Origin of the sequence: Geobacter sp., assembly GCA_009684525.1 — a bacterium.
Lineage (GTDB): Bacteria > Desulfobacterota > Desulfuromonadia > Geobacterales > DSM-12255 > Geoanaerobacter.
The window spans coordinates 426,190-444,885 of record WKKR01000002.1 but is presented as its reverse complement, the minus strand read 5'-3'; the positions used below and the strand labels follow the sequence as shown (position 1 = coordinate 444,885).

Annotated in this window: 1 protein-coding gene (only partly in view); it reads right to left on the bottom strand. The window is 65.2% G+C overall.

The window, feature by feature from the left end:
- Positions 1–18,696 carry the 5' portion of a DUF4347 domain-containing protein gene (locus tag GJT30_08245; GenBank protein ID MSM39595.1) on the bottom strand. 12,948 nt of this gene lie to the left of the window's left edge, so only the first 18,696 of its 31,644 coding nucleotides appear in the window; the start codon lies at positions 18,694–18,696; its stop codon lies beyond the left edge, outside the window.

The window sequence follows — 18,696 nt, the reverse complement described above, 5'->3', positions numbered from 1 at the left end:
CACCTGGTTGGCGATGGTATTGACCGAAATCGCGGCCCCCAGCGAGACCCCGCCGATCTGGAGGGAGCCGGCAACAACACCGATCACCGAGGTGTCGCTGGCGCCGACAACGATGTCGTTGCCGGCACTGAGCACCGAGCCGCCGATGACGCGGCTGACGGTCTCGTCGGCCAGGGTGTTGACCGCCACGGTGCCGCCGGCGGCGAAGATCCCCAGGGTGCCACTGACGGCGAGGGTGCCGATGATGGCATCGCTGTCGCTGGACATGACGATGTCGCGGCCAGCGGTCAGGGTCGCGGTCTCGACGCTGGTCCTGACCGTGTTGGCAATGGTATTGACCGCCACGGCACCGCCGACGGTAGCACCGGTGATGGAGAACTGGAGCGCACCGGCGATGGCGCCGATGACACTGGTGTCGGATGCCGAGAGACTGATATCCCTGCCGGCATCGACCTCTGCCGGGGTCGTCGTGGTACCGCTGACCGCTGCCTCGGTGATGTTGGCGATGGTGTTGACCACCACCGAGCCGCCGGCGGCGAAGAACTCGGCCCCGGCGCCGCCTACCGCCACGGTGCCGATCACCGACGTGTTGTCGGCAGCAAGCTTCAGATCACGCCCGGCAGAGAGGGTGCTGTTCGCGGCCTTGGCCCGAACGGTATCGGCAACGGTGTTGACCGCCACCGCCGCCGAGATGGCCGCGCCCTGGGCGCCGTTGACCGAACCGGCCAGGTTGCCGATCACCGAGGTATTGCTGGCGCCCAGATCGAGATCCTGCAGCGCCGTTACGGTAGAACCGCTGATCAGCGCCTCGGAGATGGCCACCAGGGTATTGACGCTCAGCGAGATGCTGGCGGCGAACCCCTGGGCGCCGCCACCGGATACCGAGAGGTTGCCGATCACCGAGGTGTTCGAGGCATCGAGGGCGACGTCGCGTCCGGCATAGAGGACGCTGCCGGTCTCTACCCGTGACGAAGAACGGCTGACGATGGTGTCGACCGATATGGCGCCGCCGACGGCGACCCATTGGGCACCATTGACCGAACCGGCTGCCCCGGCCACCACCGAGGCATCGCCGGTGGTCAGCAGGATATCCTTGGCAGCGTTGTAATGCGAATCGGCAGCAACCGCCTCGATGGTATCGCTGATCGTATTGACCATCACCGAGACGCTCCCGGCACCGCTGCCGGCAAAGGCGCCGGCAACGGCGATGCCGCCAATCACCGAGGTGTTGTGCGCCGCAAGGTCGATGGTACCGAGGGCGGAATCGAGGACGATGGTTTCGGTCACCGTCGCCAGGGTCAACTGGACCGCTGACTCGGTGCTGCCGTAGGCCTGGTTGGAGGTCTCGGCAAGCTGGATGGTGTAGTCGTCGACCCGGATGACGTAATAGGTGGCATTGTCGCGCAGGCCGCTGAGCTGGCTGGTGCCGTTGCCGTGGTAGACCACCAGGTCGTCGGTCTGCAGGTTATGCGCCGTGGTAAAGGTGATACTGTCGTTCTGGTCGTCGACAGTAGCGGTGGGATCGAAATCGAGCAGCACGGTCGTCGACAGGGCCTGTCCGTCGCGGCTCTTGATCTCCAGCGCCGGCGTATGGTCGGCAACGGCGATGTCGATCGCTTTGCCGCTGGCCGCGTCCTCGGCCGAAGCGGCCAGGCCGATGGTATCCGCATCGACCAGGATGGTGTAGTAGGTCCGGCCGTTTTCCAGACCTTCGATGCCGTTGGCGCTGTTGTAGTAGACGAACGCCTCGCCCTGGGCCAGGCCATGGGCGGATGCGAAGGTGATTTGGTCGGTCGCAGCATCGACCGAGAAGCTGCTGAACTCCACCGACGTGACCCGCAGTCGCAGCAGGTGCTGTGCCGTCGCCGCAGTGGCCAGAGGCGTCAGGGTCAGAGCGGAGCCGCTCTGGGCAAGGAGCGCGGTCGACGCCAGCTTGATGGTCGTTGCGTCCACCCGGATGACGTAGTAGACCGTGCCGTCGACCAGGCCGATGTCGTCACTGCCGTCATGGCTATAGATCACCTCGTCGCCGGTGACGAATGAATGCGGAGAGCTGAAGACGATGCTGTCGCCGGCAATCGTCTGCGGATCGAGACTGCGCATGCCGGCTTCGAGCAGGCTGCCGTCACTGGAGGAACGGACGACATCGACGATGGTGTTCACGGCTATGGCCGCGCCGATCGAGGCCGTCCCCGCCCCCTGGACCGACCCGGCCAGGGTGGCGATGACCGCGGTGTTGTCCGCATGCAGGTTGATATTGCCCAGCGCGGTGAGCGTGGAGTCGTTCGCATGGGACTCGGTGGTGCTGACGATCTGGTTGACGGCAACGGAACCGCCGGCGGCGACGGACTGGGCAAACTGGCCGCCTACTGCCAGGCTGCCGACGACACCGACGGTGTCGCTTTCGAGCGTGATCGAACCGCGAGCCGCCAGGCTGCTCCCTTCGACGGCAGCAGTGACCGGGTTGGCGATGGTATTGACGGTCACTGCCGCACCGACCGCTGCCGTCTGTGCGATCTGCAGCACGCCGGCCATGGTCGCGATGGCCGAGACATCACGCGCCGTAATGGCGATATCTCCGCCGGCAGTGAGGGACGACGCAGTGGTGCCGCTGTTCCTCACCGCTGCCGTGGTCGTGCTGGTCAGGGTGTTGACCGCCACCGAGCCGCCGAGGGAGAAGCCCGCGGAGCCCTGGATGCCGGCTGCCATACTGGCGATGACGCCTATGTTCCGCGCATCGACGCCGATGTCTCCCCCGGCGTTGAGCGTGCTCCCCTCGATCCGGGCGGTGAGGTCCTTGACCATGGTATTGACGGCGACCGCGGCCCCGGCGGCAAGGCTCTTCGCCCCCTGGAACGCCCCGGCGAATGCGCCGGTCACCGAAACATCCAGGGCCGACAGGGTGATATCGTTGGTCGCGGTCAGGGTCGATCCGGTCAGGTAGCTGTCGGTGGTGCCGACCATGGTGTTCACCACCACCGCACCGCCTGCCGCGTAATTCCCGGCCCCCTGGCCGGCCGCGGCCAGACCCGCGGTGATCGCCGTGTTGCGGGCTGCGAGATCGATATCGTGCGCGGTCAGGACGGTGCTGTTCGCCATCCCGGCAGAGACGGTCCTGATCGAGGAATTCACCGCCACGGCCAGACCGAAGGCCCCCTTGCCGGCCCCCTGGACCGCCCCGGCACCGGCCACGGCCACCGACACGTCGAGGCTGTCGAGCCCGATATCATGGCCGGCCGAGACGGTGGAATCCGTGATGACCGCGGCTGTGGTGCCGACCAGGGTGTTGACCGTCACCGAACCGCCGATGGCGTAATCTTTCGCCCCCTGCCCCGCCACGGCCAGGTTGAGGACCGCGGCGACATTGGTGCTGTCGAGGGTGATGTCATGCCCCGCATAGAGGCTGCTGCCGTCAACCGTCGTGGTGACGCTGTTCACAGCGGTGTAGACCGACACCGCCACGCCGGCGGCGACCTTGCCGGCCCCTTGGAACGAGCCGGCACCGTTCAGTGCGCCCGAGGCGTCGAGGGCGGAGAGCGCTATGTCGTTGTCCACATAGACGGTGGAATCCAGGATCTCGGCAGCCGTGGAGGTAACGACCGTACCGACGGCGAATGATCCGCCGACAGCCCACTCCTTGGCCCCCTGCCCGGCAATGGCGATGGTCGCCAGCGCACCCCAGCGATGGGCCGATACGGAAAGGGCTCCGCCACGATCGGCGGCGCTGTTGACCGCACTCTTCTCCACCCTGGCCCTGGTCGAGCCGACCACGGTATTGACGGCAATGGCGGCACCGATGGCAGCCTTCTCCGCCCCTTCGCCGGTACCGGCAAGGTTGAGCACCACCGATCCGTCCTCGGCCGCAACGCTTGTGGTGGCGTCGGCAGAGACCACGGCACCCAGGATAGAGGCGTCGGTATCGTAGACCAGCGTGTTGACGGCCACCGAGCCGCCGAGGGCATACTTCTCGGCACCTGCCCCACCGGCAGCGACGGTGCCGAGATAGGCGTTGTTCGCTGCGGTGACGGAAAGATTCCTGCCACTGGAGACGGTCAGGTTGTCTGAACCGGTCCGGTCTCCCCAGATAGCGCTTTCGACCGTGCTGACAACGGTGTTGACGGCGATGGAGGCACCGACGCCGGTGGCACCCTTGCTCGACTTCCCGCCCTTGACGCCGATGCCGAAGGTCCCGGCCAGGGAAGCGGCTATGGAGGTATCGGTCGCGGTGACGCTGATGTCGCCGCCGGCACTGACCGCATAGGTGTCCAGATGATCTGTCGCGCCGATGTAGCTGACGGTATCGCTGACGATGGTCGTGGTGGCCACGGACACGGAGGCGGCGATGCCACCGGAGGATTTGGCGCCCGACAGGGCCACTGAACCGACAATCGACGTATTACGGGCGGAGACGGCGATGTTGCCGCTGCTGGTAATGGAGGAATCCTCCAGGTACCCCTTGGTGCTCTTGACGAGGACGGTGGTTGCGATGGCCGGGCCGACGCCGGTGGTGCCCGATGTTACCGATACGCTGCCAGCCACGGTGCCGCAGATGGAGGTGTCGGTGGCGCTCAGGGTGAGGTCCGCCACGCCAGTGACCGTGCTGTCGCTGATGCAGGCCAGGGTGCTCTCGACACCCACCGAGGTCGCGCTGGAGATGCCGACCGCACCCCCCTTGTCCTTGGTCGAGACCGCGCCGGTGGCGGCCAGTGCGCCGTGGATGCCCGTACTGGTCGCGTTCAGGGTCAGGTCGCCACTCATTGCCAGGGTCGAGTCGACGATGCTCGCTTCCGTGGTGTCGACAACGATGTCGGCGGCAAGGGAGATGCCGATGCCCGCGGTCCCCTCTTCCGCCTTGGAGGATATGGCGACGGAGCCGGCAGCAGCGACGTTGACCGTGCCGTTCACCGCGCTCAGCTCGATATCGGTCGCATCGAGGACCGTTGCGTTGGCGATCCGGGCCCTGGCCGTCTCGATGGCGATGTTGGCCGAGACGTTGCCGGAGAAATTGACGCCCCATTTGGAGAGCTTTTCTTCGGTCTTCTTCTCTTCGTTATCCTCTTTCTTCCAGACCTTCTGCAGCGCCTTCTGGTAGTCGGCCCAGCCACCCTTGTGCAGCAGCTGGTTCAGGCTCTCCACGGCGACAACGGGGGTCTTGATGACCTTGCCGATGGTACTGACGATCGTAATGGGTGTCTTCAGCTTTTCCTGCAGATTCTTGCTGAAATCGCCGGCGCTCTTGGAGACCGAGTCGGGTACCGGCTGGGAGGCGGAGACCACGGCGGAGAATGCCCCGGAGAAACCGTTGTTGTCAGCCTTGACCGCAATGGCGCCGTCCGAGGAGACCGATCCGGTTCCGGCAACGGTTTCGTCGGGGTTGCCGATCATGGCCTCGGTGTCGCGATAGAGCACGTTGACCGCCGCAGCAAGCCCCACCCCCGCGGCCTTGCCGAAGGCGGCGCTGCCAGCTGCATTGACCAGCACCGTGTTGTCGTGTGCCTGCACCAGGAGCGAGGCGTCGCTCCCCTCCAGGGCAGTTGCCCCGGTGATGATCGTTGCATCGCCGTCGATATGGGCGGTGGTCTGGTTGATGACCGTATCGATGGAGATGCCGGCGCTCATCGTGGAGGTTTTCGATTTGGAACTGACCGGGACCAGCGCCACGTTGATGACCTTGGTGTCCGCGACCACCGACAGGGTCTCGGCAGTGACCTTTGCATCGCCGCGGATCTCCGCCGAGACGTCGTTGTAGTTGACGTCCACCAGCAGGCTGAGGCCGCCGCCGCTGTTGGATTTTACCCCGAAGGGGGAGACGAAATCGCCGATGGCGCCGCCCGGGATGATCCCGGAGAGATTGACCGTCGTCATGTCGCTGCTGGCACTGACCAGGACGTCCTGTTCGCTGGAGCGGGGCGTATTCTGGTTGACCTGTGCGCCCGTATCGATATAGGCATGGCTCTCGTTGAGCAGGATCAGCACGTTGACCGCACCCTGGGCCGAGAAACCGTCCGACTCGCCGTAGCTTCGCGCCCAGGTCGAGGTGAAGTTGCCGTGCAGGCCGACCAGCCAGTCCGATGACCAGTCCTGGAGGCTGGACTGGATCGAGGTCCCCATGTTGAAGGTCTTCAGGGCATTGAACAGAGAGCCGGCATTGCTGGAGAACTTGGCTATCCCGTCGCTCAGGTCGTTGTAGATACTGGTGTAGCCCGACTCCCAGGGGATCGAGGTGCTCGATGTGATGGAGATCGAGCCGGGTGCATCGACAACGGCATTCTGGCCGATGAAGGCATCGGCCTTGTTGAGCATGAAGCCGAAGGCAATGGCGCCGCCCAGGGCCGTCTGCTTTTCAGTGGCGCTGTCCTTTGCCTTGTTCACCCCGGAGATGTCGCTTTCGGAGTTGATCTTCGGGGCATCGGAGGTTGTCGCCGAGACGAGGATGTCGCCATGGGCGGAGGTCACCGAGGCGTTGTCGCCGATCCGTGCCACCGTCGTGTTGGTAGTGACGGAGACCGCGGCAGCGCCGGAGAGCGCCAGGTCGTTGAGCACGCTGGAGGATTTCGACGGCTTGTCCGACGGAGCCTTGGAGGTGCTGGTGCTGCTCTTCTGCACCAGGGTGGTGTCCTTGCCGGACATGAACGAGGAATAGTTCTTGAAACCGCTGGCCAGGTTCTCGTTCTTCGCACCCGGCACATGGTAGCGCGGCTGGTTCCTCTTGATCAGCTTGACGTTGACGCCGTTACCGGACATGAAGGCATCGTAGTTCGAATAGTAGTCGCGCGGATTGTAGGCCTTGGTCGGGGTGGTGCTGCCGGTGCCGGTTTCCTCGTCCTCCGGCTCTTCCGGCTCGAAGGAAACGGCTGCCTCGGCGGTGTTCTCGTCGCTGGAGAGCGACGACGTAACCGAGACATCCTGGCCGGCAGTCACCGTACCGTCGATGGCCGCGGTAGCGGTGCCGGTAAAGACCGAAACCGCCACGCCCAGGGCGAACCGCCCCTCTGCCTCTGCACCGACGGACTGGCTCTTGGTGATGTCGGCGCTGACGGAGAGTGAGCCGCCGATATCCAGGGTCGAACCGGAGGCTATGACCGCACTCGCCTCTGCCACGCCGACCCCGACACTGACCGTGAACTTCGGCAGCAGATCGAGCTTCTCCTTCAGGTTTTCGATGAAGTCGATCTTCAGACCCGACACGAACCAGTCACCGAGCTTGAAGGGCAGCCAGCGCGCATCCGATTCTGCCGTGGCATCGATGGTGCTTTCGGCCGTGGCGCTGACCGTCATGTCGCCGCTGGTGACGATATCCACGCCCGAACCGACGTTCACCCGCGCCGTGGGAACCGAGACGGCGACGGCGATATTGACGATCGGCAGGCCCTGGATCTTCACCGTGGCGTTGGTCAGGGCCGTTGCGGACAGGGTGAGGCTGTCGGCCTCGATCAGGGTGTTGCTGCCGGTGATATCCACCGTTGCCGTGGCGACGGACAGGGCGACCGGGGAGATATCGAAGGTCGGGATGATATTGGTCGAGAACAGGGAGTCGATGCCGCTGATAATCTCGACGATCTGCCCCTGGAGGTCTTTCTGCTTGGTCAGCGTATGCCCTTCGCCCGCGGCTGACGACGGATCCAGATCGATGCATTTCGGATCGGTCGCCAGCGCATCGGCGCTGCTGGCGGCCAGCCGGATGGTCTCCGCATCGACGACGATCACATAGTAGACCGAATTGCCGGAAAGCCCGCCGATGGCGGTCCCGTCCTCGCCGACGGCGTAGATGACGGCATCGCCGGTCGAAAGGCCGTGCGGCTTGGTGAAGGTTATGCAATTGCTCGCGCTGTCCACCGCTGCCGGGGCAAAGGTCAGCCCCTTGTCCTCGAAGAGGCTCGCATCGCCCGCCTCGGCCGTGATGCTGACGGCGCCCCCCTTGATGACGGCATCCGTAACGGTCACGGAAGAGGACTCGAAGTCGAAGGGGAGATAGAGGGCGCTGAGGAACGTCTTGAACAGTTCGGGCATCGGCCCCAGGAGTTCGCCGATGATCCCCCCCTCGGGGGTGTCCGTTCCGAAGAGGACGACGCTGCCCGCCTGGTAGCTGCTGCCGGCTTCCGTCTGCGCCAGCAGGCTGGCTCCGGCCTTGATGACGACATTCTGACCCTGCAGGGTGATGTTGCCGGAATCGCCGATGGATGTGCCGTTCAGGTAATCGGCACCGCTGATGTTCCGCGATGAGATGAGAACCCCTTCGTTCACCGTGAGGGTGCCGTTGGAGATGATGCAGATATCCCCTTTGACCAGCAGGTCGTAATTCAGGGTGATAGCGTCGGGATCGTAGATGCTGAGCGAGCCGATGGCGCCGGAATAATCGTACTGGTCGTCGCCGTAGCCGCCGGCATAGATGTCGTTGCCGCCGCCTCCGCTCATGGTGTCGTTGCCGCCGCCGCCGTAGAGGATATTGTTGCCGGCATCGCCGGTCAGGCTGTCAGCGAATTCCGAACCGAGCAGGTTCTCGATCCCGCTCAGACTGTCGCTGTTGCCGAAGCCGTCGGTCGCCGTCCCGGTTGCCAGCGAGGCGTTCACCCCGCCCGTGTCATGGGCATAGGAAGCGGTGTCGCTGCCGCTGCCGCCGATCAGGGTATCGTTACCCGCGCCACCCTCCAGCAGGTCGTCCCCGCCCATCCCCTGCAGGATGTCGTTACCGGCCCCGCCAAAAAGGTAGTTGTCGGCATCGTCGCCGGTCAGGGTGTCGTTGTAGGCAGAACCTGCCAGGTTCTCGATCCCGTCCAGGGTGTCGCTGCCGGCGCCGCCGGTGTTCTGGGCACCAGTCGCCCCCAGGTTGACGGTTACACCTGCCGCCGCATGGGCATAGGACACGGTATCGCTGCCGGCCTCGCCGTACAGCAGGTCGTCGCCAGCGCCACCTTCGAGGATGTCGTCGCCCGAACCGCCGCGGATCGTGTCGCTGCCAGCGCCGCCTGAGAGGATATTGTCGGCGGCATCGCCGGTCAGGGTGTCGTTGTAGGCCGAACCGGCAAGGTTCTCGATCCCGCTCAGGCTGTCGCTGCCGCCGTACCCGTCGGTCGCCGTGCCGGTCGCCAGCGAGGCGTTGACCCCTGCCGTGTCGTTGGCATAGGAGGCGGTATCGCTGCCGAGCCCGCCGATCAGCGTATCGTTGCCGCCGAGACCGAGCAGGGTGTCGTCGCCGGCGCCGCCGTTCAGGATGTTGTCCAGGCTGTCGCCGGTGAGGATGTCGGCAAAGGCAGAGCCGTAGAGGTTCTCGATGCCGCTGGCGCTGTCGGTGCCGCCGTCGCCGTCCTTGCCGCTGGCAGTACCGCTGGTGGTCGCCTCAACCCCAGTAGCGGCGAGGAGATAGGAGGCGGTATCGATACCGCTGCCGCCGGCGAGGGTGTCGTTGCCCGCACCCCCTTCCAGCCAGTCGTTGCCGCTGTCGCCAGAAAGCTGGTCGTTGCCCCTGCCGCCGAAGAGACGGTCAGCCCCCTCGCCGCCGGCAAGGATATCGTCGCCGGCACCGCCGTAGAGGGAGTTGTCGGCAGCGTCACCGGCGAGGGTGTCATTGAATTCGGACCCGTACAGGTTTTCGATGCCGCTCAGGGTGTCGCTGCCGGCGTTGACGGTATTCTGGGCGCCGGATAGGCCCAGCGATACCGTCACCCCGGCCGTTGCGGTGACATAGGCTGCCGTGTCCCGGCCACCGCCGCCGGAGAGCTGGTCATCGCCGAGGCCGCCTTCCAGTATGTCGTCGCCGAGACCGCCGAACAGCTGGTCGTTGCCGGCGCCGCCATCGAGGCGGTTGGCAGTGTCGTCGCCGGTCAGGATGTCGTTGAAGGCCGAACCGCTCAGGTTTTCGATCCCGTCAAGGGTGTCGCTGCCGGCGCTGCCGGTGTCCTGGGCGACCGGGTTGCCGTTGGCGTCCACCATGCCGAGGGTAACCGTAACGGCAGCCGTGGCATCGGCATAGGAGGCGGTGTCGCTGCCGGCACCGCCGATCAGGGTGTCGTTGCCGAGGCCACCGGCAAGGATGTCGTCACCGGCCAGGCCGTAGATCGTGTTGTCAGAGGCGTTGCCGGACAGGGTGTCGTTATAGACCGACCCCACCAGGGTTTCGAAATTGGCCAGGGTGTCGCTGCCGGCCCGCACCGTGTTCTGGGAAGTGGTCAGCGCCAGGTTGACCGTGACCCCGGTGTAGGGGTTGGCGTCATCGGCCGTCACCTCGACCTCGGCATAGGAGACGGTATCGGTCCCGCCGGCACCGTCCAGGATGTCGTCGCCCAGGCCGCCGACGATCAGGTTGTCGCCGCTGTCGCCGGTGAGGGTGTCGTTATACGCGGAACCGACCAGGTCTTCGAAGCCGCTGACGGTGTCGCTGCCCGCGCCACCCGTATCCTGCGCCAGAGCCAGACCGCTGCTATCCGCCTTGTTCAGCACCACCGTCACGCCGGCACTTGCCGCAGCATAGGAAAGGGTGTCGCGACCGCTGCCGCCGATCAGGAGATCGTTGCCGGCGCCGCCGGCGATGACGTCGTCGCCCGCCCCGCCATCGATGGTGTTGTCCGCGTCATTGCCGCTCAGGGTGTCGGCGTAGTCGGAGCCGGTGATGTTCTCGAAGCCGGACAGCCAGTCACTGCCGGCACCGAGCGTGTCCTGCTGGTCCGTTGTCCCGAGATCCACGGTAACACCGGCCTCGGCATCGGCATAGGATACCGTGTCGGTACCGGTGCCGCCCCGGAGCGTGTCGTCGCCATCGCCCCCCTGGATGATGTCGTTGCCGGCCATGCCGTCGATCACATCGGCACCGGCGCGGCCGTCCAGCCGGTTGTCCGCACCGTCTCCGATCAGGATGTCGTCATACTCGGAGCCTTCGATGTTTTCGATGGCAACCAGTGTGTCGCTGTCGCCGTAACCGTCGGTGGCGCTTACCCCCAGTTCGATATCGACCCCGTCGGCGTCGCCGCTGTAGGAAGCGGTATCTGAGCCTACGCCGCCGTTGAGGATGTCCGCGCCGCTGCCGCCGAACAGGCAGTCGTCGCCGTCATTGCCGAGCAGGGTGTCGTCTCCTGTCCCGCCCACCAGGATGTTAGCCCCGCTGTCCCCTGAAAGGGTATCGTTATAGATGGAGCCGATCAGGTTCTCGATGCCGGTCAGGGTGTCGCTGCCTGCCCGCACCGTGTCCTGCGCCGTGGTCAGCGACAGGTTGACGCTGACTCCGAGGGTGGGGTTCGCGTCATCCTCGGCGACCTCGACATCGGCGTAGCTGGCACCGTCGTTGCCGTCGCCGCCGATCATCACGTCGTTCCCGGCGCCCCCTTCGAGGAGATCGTTGCCGGCTTCGCCGTAGAGCGTATCGTTGCCCAGCCCGCCGGCGAGCAGGTCGTCACCGTCGCCGCCGTAGATCGTGTCGTCGCCGGCATCGCCGTCGATCCAGTTGACGTTTGCGTCGCCGATCAGGATGTCATTGCCGGCGGACCCGACCAGGTTCTCGATCTCCGTCAGGCTGTCGCTGTCGCCGTAGCCGTCGGTGGCCGAAACGCCGAGAGCAACAAAGACGGCACCCGGATCGTATTCGTAGGTGACGGTGTCACTGCCGTCGCCACCGGCGAGGGTATCGTTGCCGCGCCCTCCCATCAGGACGTCATCGCCGGCGCCGCCGGAGATGACGTTGTCCTGCCGGTTGCCGAAGAGGAAATCGTCGTAGGCAGACCCCTGGAGGTTCTCGATGTCGGTCAGGGTGTCGCTGTCGCCGAAGCCGTCGACCGCGGTGGCGTTCAGGAAGACCTCGACGCCGGCGGTGTCGTTGGCGTAGGAGGCCCAGTCGCTGCCGTCGCCACCGGAGAGCACGTCGTTGCCGGCCCCCCCTTCCAGGATGTCGTCGCCGGCACCGCCGGAGAGCTGGTCGTCGCCGGCGCCACCGATCAGGGTGTTGGCACTGCTGTCGCCGGTCAGGATATCGTCGTATCCGGAACCGGTCAGGTTCTCGATGCCGGAAAGGGTGTCGAGGGCACCGGAACCGTCTATGGCGCTCCCGCCAAGGGTCACGACCACTCCCGCCGCATCGGAGGCGTACGACACGGTGTCGCTGCCGAGGCCGCCGATCAGGATGTCGGCACCGGCTCCCCCTTCGAGGGTATCGTTGCCAGCCCCGCCGGTGAGCTGGTCGTTGCCGGCACCGCCGAAGAGATAGTTGTCAGCGTCGTCGCCGGTCAGGATGTCGGCAAATGCCGAACCGGTCAGATTCTCGATGCCGGTAAGCGTATCGCTGGTGCCGTAGCCGTCGGTTGCAGATCCACCCAGGGTTACGTTGACCCCGGCCGTGTCAAAGGCGTAGGAGACGGTATCGGTGCCGAGCCCGCCATCCAGGATGTCGTTGCCCGCCCCGCCGATCAGGGTATCGTCCCCTTCCCCGCCGGAGATTGTGTCATTGCCCGCCCCGCCCATGAGGAGGTTATCGTCGCCGGAACCGGTCAGGATGTCGTCGTAGGCAGAACCGATCACCTCTTCGACATCGGCCAGGGTGTCGCTGCCGCCCCAGCCGTCCGTGGCGCTGGAGGTGGAGAGATCGACCGCTACCCCGGCCGCATCGTCCGCATAGGAGATCCGGTCCGTGCCGTCACCGCCGGAGAGCGTGTCCGCCCCCTGCCCACCCTGCAGCAGGTCATCGCCGGCACCGCCAAGGAGCGAGTCGTCGCCGCTGCCACCGATCAGCGTGTCGGCACCATCGCCACCGGAGAGGATGTTGTCGGCATCGTTGCCGATGAGGGTATCGTCGAAATCGGAGCCGAACAGGTTGGCGATCCCTGTCAGCGAGTCCACACCGGCTCCCACGGTATCCTGTGGTGAGGTCAGGCGCAGATCCACCGTCACCCCGGCCTCGGCATCCAGGTAGGAAGCGCTGTTGAAACCGCTGCCGCCGTTGAGCAGATCGTCACCGAGGCCGCCGCTGAGCAGGTCGTCCCCCTCGTCGCCGGAGAGGCTGTCGTTCCCGGCACCGCCGTAGAGCAGGTCGCTGCCGATGCCGCCGGAGAGGGTGTCATTCCCGGCACCGCCCAGGAGGGTATCGTCGCCGCCGGCGCCGGATATCGTGTCGTTGCCGGCACCACCGGCAAGCACGTTGTCGTACTGGTCGCCGGTCAGGTGGTCATCGAAGTCAGTACCGATGATGTTGGCGATCTCCGACAGGGTGTCCGTGCCCGCGCCAACCGTATCCTGGGCAACCTTCAGGGTGAGATCGACCGTGACGCCAGCAGCGATGTCGGCGTAGGAGACCGTGTTGCTCCCCGCACCCCCAGAGATGGTATCGTTGCCGAGACCACCGGCCAGGATGTCGTTCCCCTTGTTGCCGTACAGTATGTCGTTGCCCGCACCGCCGGAGATGACGTTGTCCTGATCGTCCCCTTTCAGCGTATCGGCGTAGTCGCTTCCGATGAGGTTCTCGACGCCGGTGAGGGTGTCGAGGCCGCTCCCGACGGTATCCTGTTCCGTGGTCAGGCCGAGATTAACCGTCACCCCGACGGTGGCGTCGTCGTACAGCGCGGTATCGGACCCTTCCTCGCCGGAAAGGATGTCGTTGCCCAGGCCGCCGGTCAGGATGTCGTTGCCGGTACCGCCCAGCAGGGCATCGTTGCCCGCGCCGCCCAAGAGGATATCGTCACCGGCACCGCCATCGAGAGAATCCGCCCCCTCGCCCCCTTCCAGCCGATCGTTGCCATCGCCGCCGGCAAGGGTGTCGTTTCCTGCGCCGCCGATCAGGATGTTATCGGTGTCGTCACCGGTAATGGTGTCGTTGTACGCCGTCCCGATCACCGTGGTGATATGCAGGACCCCGGCCGTTCCGGTCGCCTTGCCAGTGGAGTCCTCGTCGGTCGTCGCCAGGTTGACCGCGACGCCGCTGGCATACGCCGAGTAGTCGAGGGTATTCTGACTCCCGGCACCGCCGTCGATGATGCCGGCGAACGACGCGCCGCTCTCGAAGACGAACCGGTTCTCGCCGCTGCCGCCCAGGAGCTTCTCCACGTTGGCGACCCGGCTGACGAGCATGGTCCCGCCCGCTGCCGCGACCGAAACGGTGCCATCAGCATGGAGGGTGAAGGTGAGGTTCCCCGCTACAGCCGAAAAATCGAGGATATCCCGGACCTCTGAATTTTCATCCTCGGCTGCATTGCTGGAGCTGCTGCCGGCCGCTTCGACGATCTGCACGCCGTTCCAGCCGCTGACGAAACGGTAGGTATCGGAGCCGTTCTTCCCTTCCAGGAGGTCTGCACCACCGCCACCATCGAGGATGTTGTCGCTGGTATCGCCAACGAGATGGTCCCTGAGGGTCGATCCGACCAGGTTCTCCACCTCTGCCAGGATATCGGTGGCATCCGAGCCGTCGGTGGCATAGCCGGTCGTCAGGTCGGCAACCACCGAGTAGTCGCCCTGGGAGACATCGCCGAGATCGTGGGCATAGGTGACGGTATCGCTGCCGTCGCCGCCGGTGAGCCGGTCGGCACCGGCGCCCCCTTCCAGCAGGTCGTCGCCGTCGCCGCCGGAGAGGATGTTGTCCTGCTGGTCGCCGCGCAGCTGGTCGTCGTATGCGGAGCCTATCAGCTCCTCGATGCCGACCAGGGTGTCGCTGCCTGCCGCCAGCGTATCCTGGGCGCCGCTCAGGCTGAGATCGACGCTGACACCGGACGCTGCATCCGCATAGGAGGCAGCATCATGCTCCAGTAGCAGCCCGGACAGGTATTCGCCGCCATCGAGCAGGTCGTCACCGGCGCCGCCGATCAGGATATCTGAGCCTTCCCTGCCATAGAGCCGGTCATTGCCCGCACCGCCGGCAAGGGTGTTGCCGAGCAGGTTGCCGGTCAGGACGTCGTCGTAGCCGGAGCCGATCAGGTTCCGGATGCCGACCAGGGTATCGCTACCGGCACCGCCGGTCTGCTGCGAGCCGATGACGCTCAGGTCAACCGTGACTCCGCTCTGGGCACCGGCATAGGTGGCGGTGTCCTGGTCGCCCGCCAGCGCCTGGTCGAGGGTGCCGTTGGTGATCGCCTCCTGGATGGCGTCGCCGAACAGGGAAACCAGCGTGGTCGGGTCGAGAAGTTCCATCTGGGCGACGTCAAAACCGCCGGAGAGCAGGTCGTTGCCCGCCCCCCCTTCCAGGATATCCTCGCCGTCGCGGCCGTAGAGATTGTCATTGCCGGCGCCGCCTATCAGCAGGTTGTCGGCGCTGTTCCCCCAGATCTCGTCGTCGCCAGATCCGCCGATGACGTTCTGGATGTTGCTGAAGCCGCCGATGAGGGTCTGGCCGTCGGCAGTCTCGGCATGGGCAAAGAGATTGGTATCGGTGGTCGGGATGGTTATCCCGAGATCGACGGAGACGCCGCTGGTGTAGACCGAAAAATCGAGGGTATTGGTGCCGCTGCCGCTCTCAAGGCCAAGCGCCGACAGCAGTGCATTGTCGATGCCGATGGTTCCGTTGAACACGGCGCCGTTCTCGAAGACAAAGGTGTCGTCCCCCTGGCCGTCGAGTATCCGCTCGATGCCGCCGACCCTCCTGAGGATGTTGTCGCCGTCGGTGACCGACACCGTGCCGTCGCTATGGATGGTAAAGGTGAGATTGGCGGTGACGGCGGAGAAATCGAGGGTATCGGACGTGCCGCCGGTTTCGCCGAAGATGGCGTCATCCCCCCAGTTATCGGAGAAGACGTAGGTGTCAGAGCCGGCGCCGCCGGAAAGCAGGTCATCCCCTTCCCCACCGGCCAGGATATTATCGCCGTCAGTACCGATCAGCAGGTCATCGAAGGCGGAACCGGTCAGGTTGTTGATGGCGGAAAAATCGATCCGGCTGCTGCCGGTCTGTGTCGAGGAGCCGGAAAGATCGAAGCTGACCGCCCGGTTGGACGCGGCAAAGGAAAGGGTGCCGCCGTCCACCGTGCCGGAGAAGTCGATATCGCCGCTGCCGGCGATTACCGCCTGGATGTCGGAGATGCCGCCCGTTGCCGTGGCGCTCCCCTGGGCGAGATCGACCGTTACATCGCCGCTATAGAGTGAATAATCGAGGATATCTGTGCCGGCACCACCGTCCAGCGTACCGTCGAACGGAGTGCCATCCGCGACGATGAAGCGGTCGTCGCCGCTACCGCCGATCAGCCTGCCGACCTGCGGCACGCTGCTCAGAGTGTTGATGTCATTGGGGGCCGAGAGGGCGTCATCCGGCAGATACTCGACCGCTGCGAGCGGGTTTTCACCATCGGTGACGGAAACGGTCCCGTCGGCTTCGAGGGTGAAATAGAGATCCGTGGTAACAGCCGAGAAGTCAAGGGTGACTGTGGTGTTGTCCCCGGCCCCGACAATGGCGTCGTCCCCCCAGTTCTCTTCGAAGAGGAAGCGGTCCGAACCGCCGTTACCGGCCAGGGTGTCGTCCCCCTGACCGCCGCTGATCAGGTTGACGCCGGCATCACCGCTCAAGCGGTCGTCGAAGGCAGAGCCGACAAGGTTTTCGATTCCGGAGACGGTATCGTGGTTACCGGCCCCGTCGGTCGCCGTGCCGGCGGCCAGATCGACCGTCACGCCGGCGTCGGCATCGGCATAGGTGAGGGTATCGGTGCCGGCACCGCCGATCAGCACGTCGTCGCCGGCGCCGCCAATCAGGGTATCGTCACCGGCGCCGCCATCGATCCGGTTGGCGCCGCCGTCACCGGTCAGGATATCGTCAAAGGCGCTGCCTGTGATGTCTTCGATCCCGGCAAAGGTATCGGAGGTGCCGAAGCCGTCCTCCCCCTGGCCGTCGGCGAGACTGATTGCCACGGCCTCTGTCGAGGTCGCGTAGGAGACCGCATCCTGACCGGCGCCGCCATCCAGGTGGTCGTTGCCGGCGCCCCCTTCGAGGAAATCATCCCCTTCGCCGCCGATCAGGGTGTCGTCGCCGCCCAGCCCGTAGAGCCGGTCGTCGCCCGAGCCGGAGGAGAGCCGGTTCGCACCGGCAGTGCCGGTCAGGATATCGTCGCCCGAGCCGGATTCGACACTGCCGATCTGCGAGAACGAGCCGATCAGGATGCCGCCGCCCGCTTTCAGGGCGGTGCCGCTTGCGAGATCGACCGTAACGCCGGTGGTATACTCGCTCAGATCCAGGCTGTTGCTGCCGCTGCCGCCGATGATCGTGCCACCGAAGGTGGCGGTGTCCTCGAAACGGAAGGTGTTGTTGCCGCTGCCACCGATCAGGGTCTCGACCGTGCCGGTCACGGAGACCGAATTGTCTTCGTCGCTGACCGTGAGGGTGCCGTCTGCGTAAAAGGTGAAGAAGAGGTCGCTGGTGACTGCCGAGAAATCGAGGGTATCGCTGCCGGTCACGGCGACATCGCTGATGATGTCGGTACCCCAACCGTCGGTGAAGATGTAGCGGTCGTTGCCGGAGGTGCCGACGAACGACTCGTTTGCCGAGCTGCTGACGAAATTCTGCAGGAGGTATGCGTAATCGGCCGTGGTTGTCGAGAAGAGCGCGGAAGACTCAATGACACCGGTGGAATACTCCAGGGTCCAGTCGCCCCCCAGGTCGGCGCTGCCGGTACTATCCGTCGAGGCCTCAACATCCAGACCCGTGATATCCGCCAGCCTGTTGACGAAATCGACACCGGCCGCGCCATCGGCGATGTTGCAGCCGTAGAGGAGGATATCGCCGCCCTGCTTGATGGAGTTCTTCCAGGAAGAGAGCTGCCGGGTCTTGCTCTCCAGCTCGGTCCGGGAGAGCAGGCTGTTGCCGACCTGCATGAACCCGGCAGCGCCGTGGGAGATGATATGCACGGCGCTCACGTCCTGATATCGGGCAAGGACCTCGGTTATCTGGTCGATGCCGTCGCGGTTCGGATTAAGGTAGATCACCTCGTACCGGGAGCCGGCGCTTGCCCGCACTGCGCCGCCATCGTCAGAAACCGGCGTCGGGTCTGCTCCGGATGCAGCGGCTGGGGATGCACCTGGTTCCCCGGTTGCGGCAGTCGATTCCGCCTGGCTGTCCGCATCAGGCAGGGCGGCATCGTCGGCAGCCTGGAGATTCACCGTCGCTGCCTTGCCGGCGTTGACGATCTGATCGACCAGCGTGGCATAATCCGTGACGGAAGTGTCCACGAAAATGATCTGCACCCCTTGCTGCTGCGTCAGCAGGGCAGCATAGCTCTTACCGATCTGGGCCGGACTGCCGGCTGTCGCATCGCCCGACACGACCGGTGCGTCCGTCGCCGGGATGGCGACAGCACTTTCGAGCGTGGATGAATCCGGGGTTTCCGGGGTACTGGACGCGGAGAGATCCTCTTCCGGCTGGCTCTGCGGGTCAGTGGCGTCCTCCGTATCGGTGGCGGACGCCGCAACAGCCGCGTCCGGTGCTGCCGGTGCGGTGACAGTCTCCTGGGCAGGATCGACAGCCGGGGTTGTCGTTGTTTGCGTCGTATCCTGGACGGGATCGACAGTACTGACCGCAGTCGCCGCATCGCTGGCAACGCCGGTGACCGAAGCGACGACAGGGGGGACCGTCACCGTCTGCGGGGCCGCTATCACTGCCGCCGGGGGTATGATCGCATCTCCGGAGAGCAGTACCCGGCTTTCGAGCGTCTCAAAATGGACCTTCCGGTGGTCGGAACCTGACGAGCCCGGGTCTTTCGTCAAACCGGACTTCAGCTTGGCCATTTGCCTGCTTAATTTTCTGAGCATACCCAT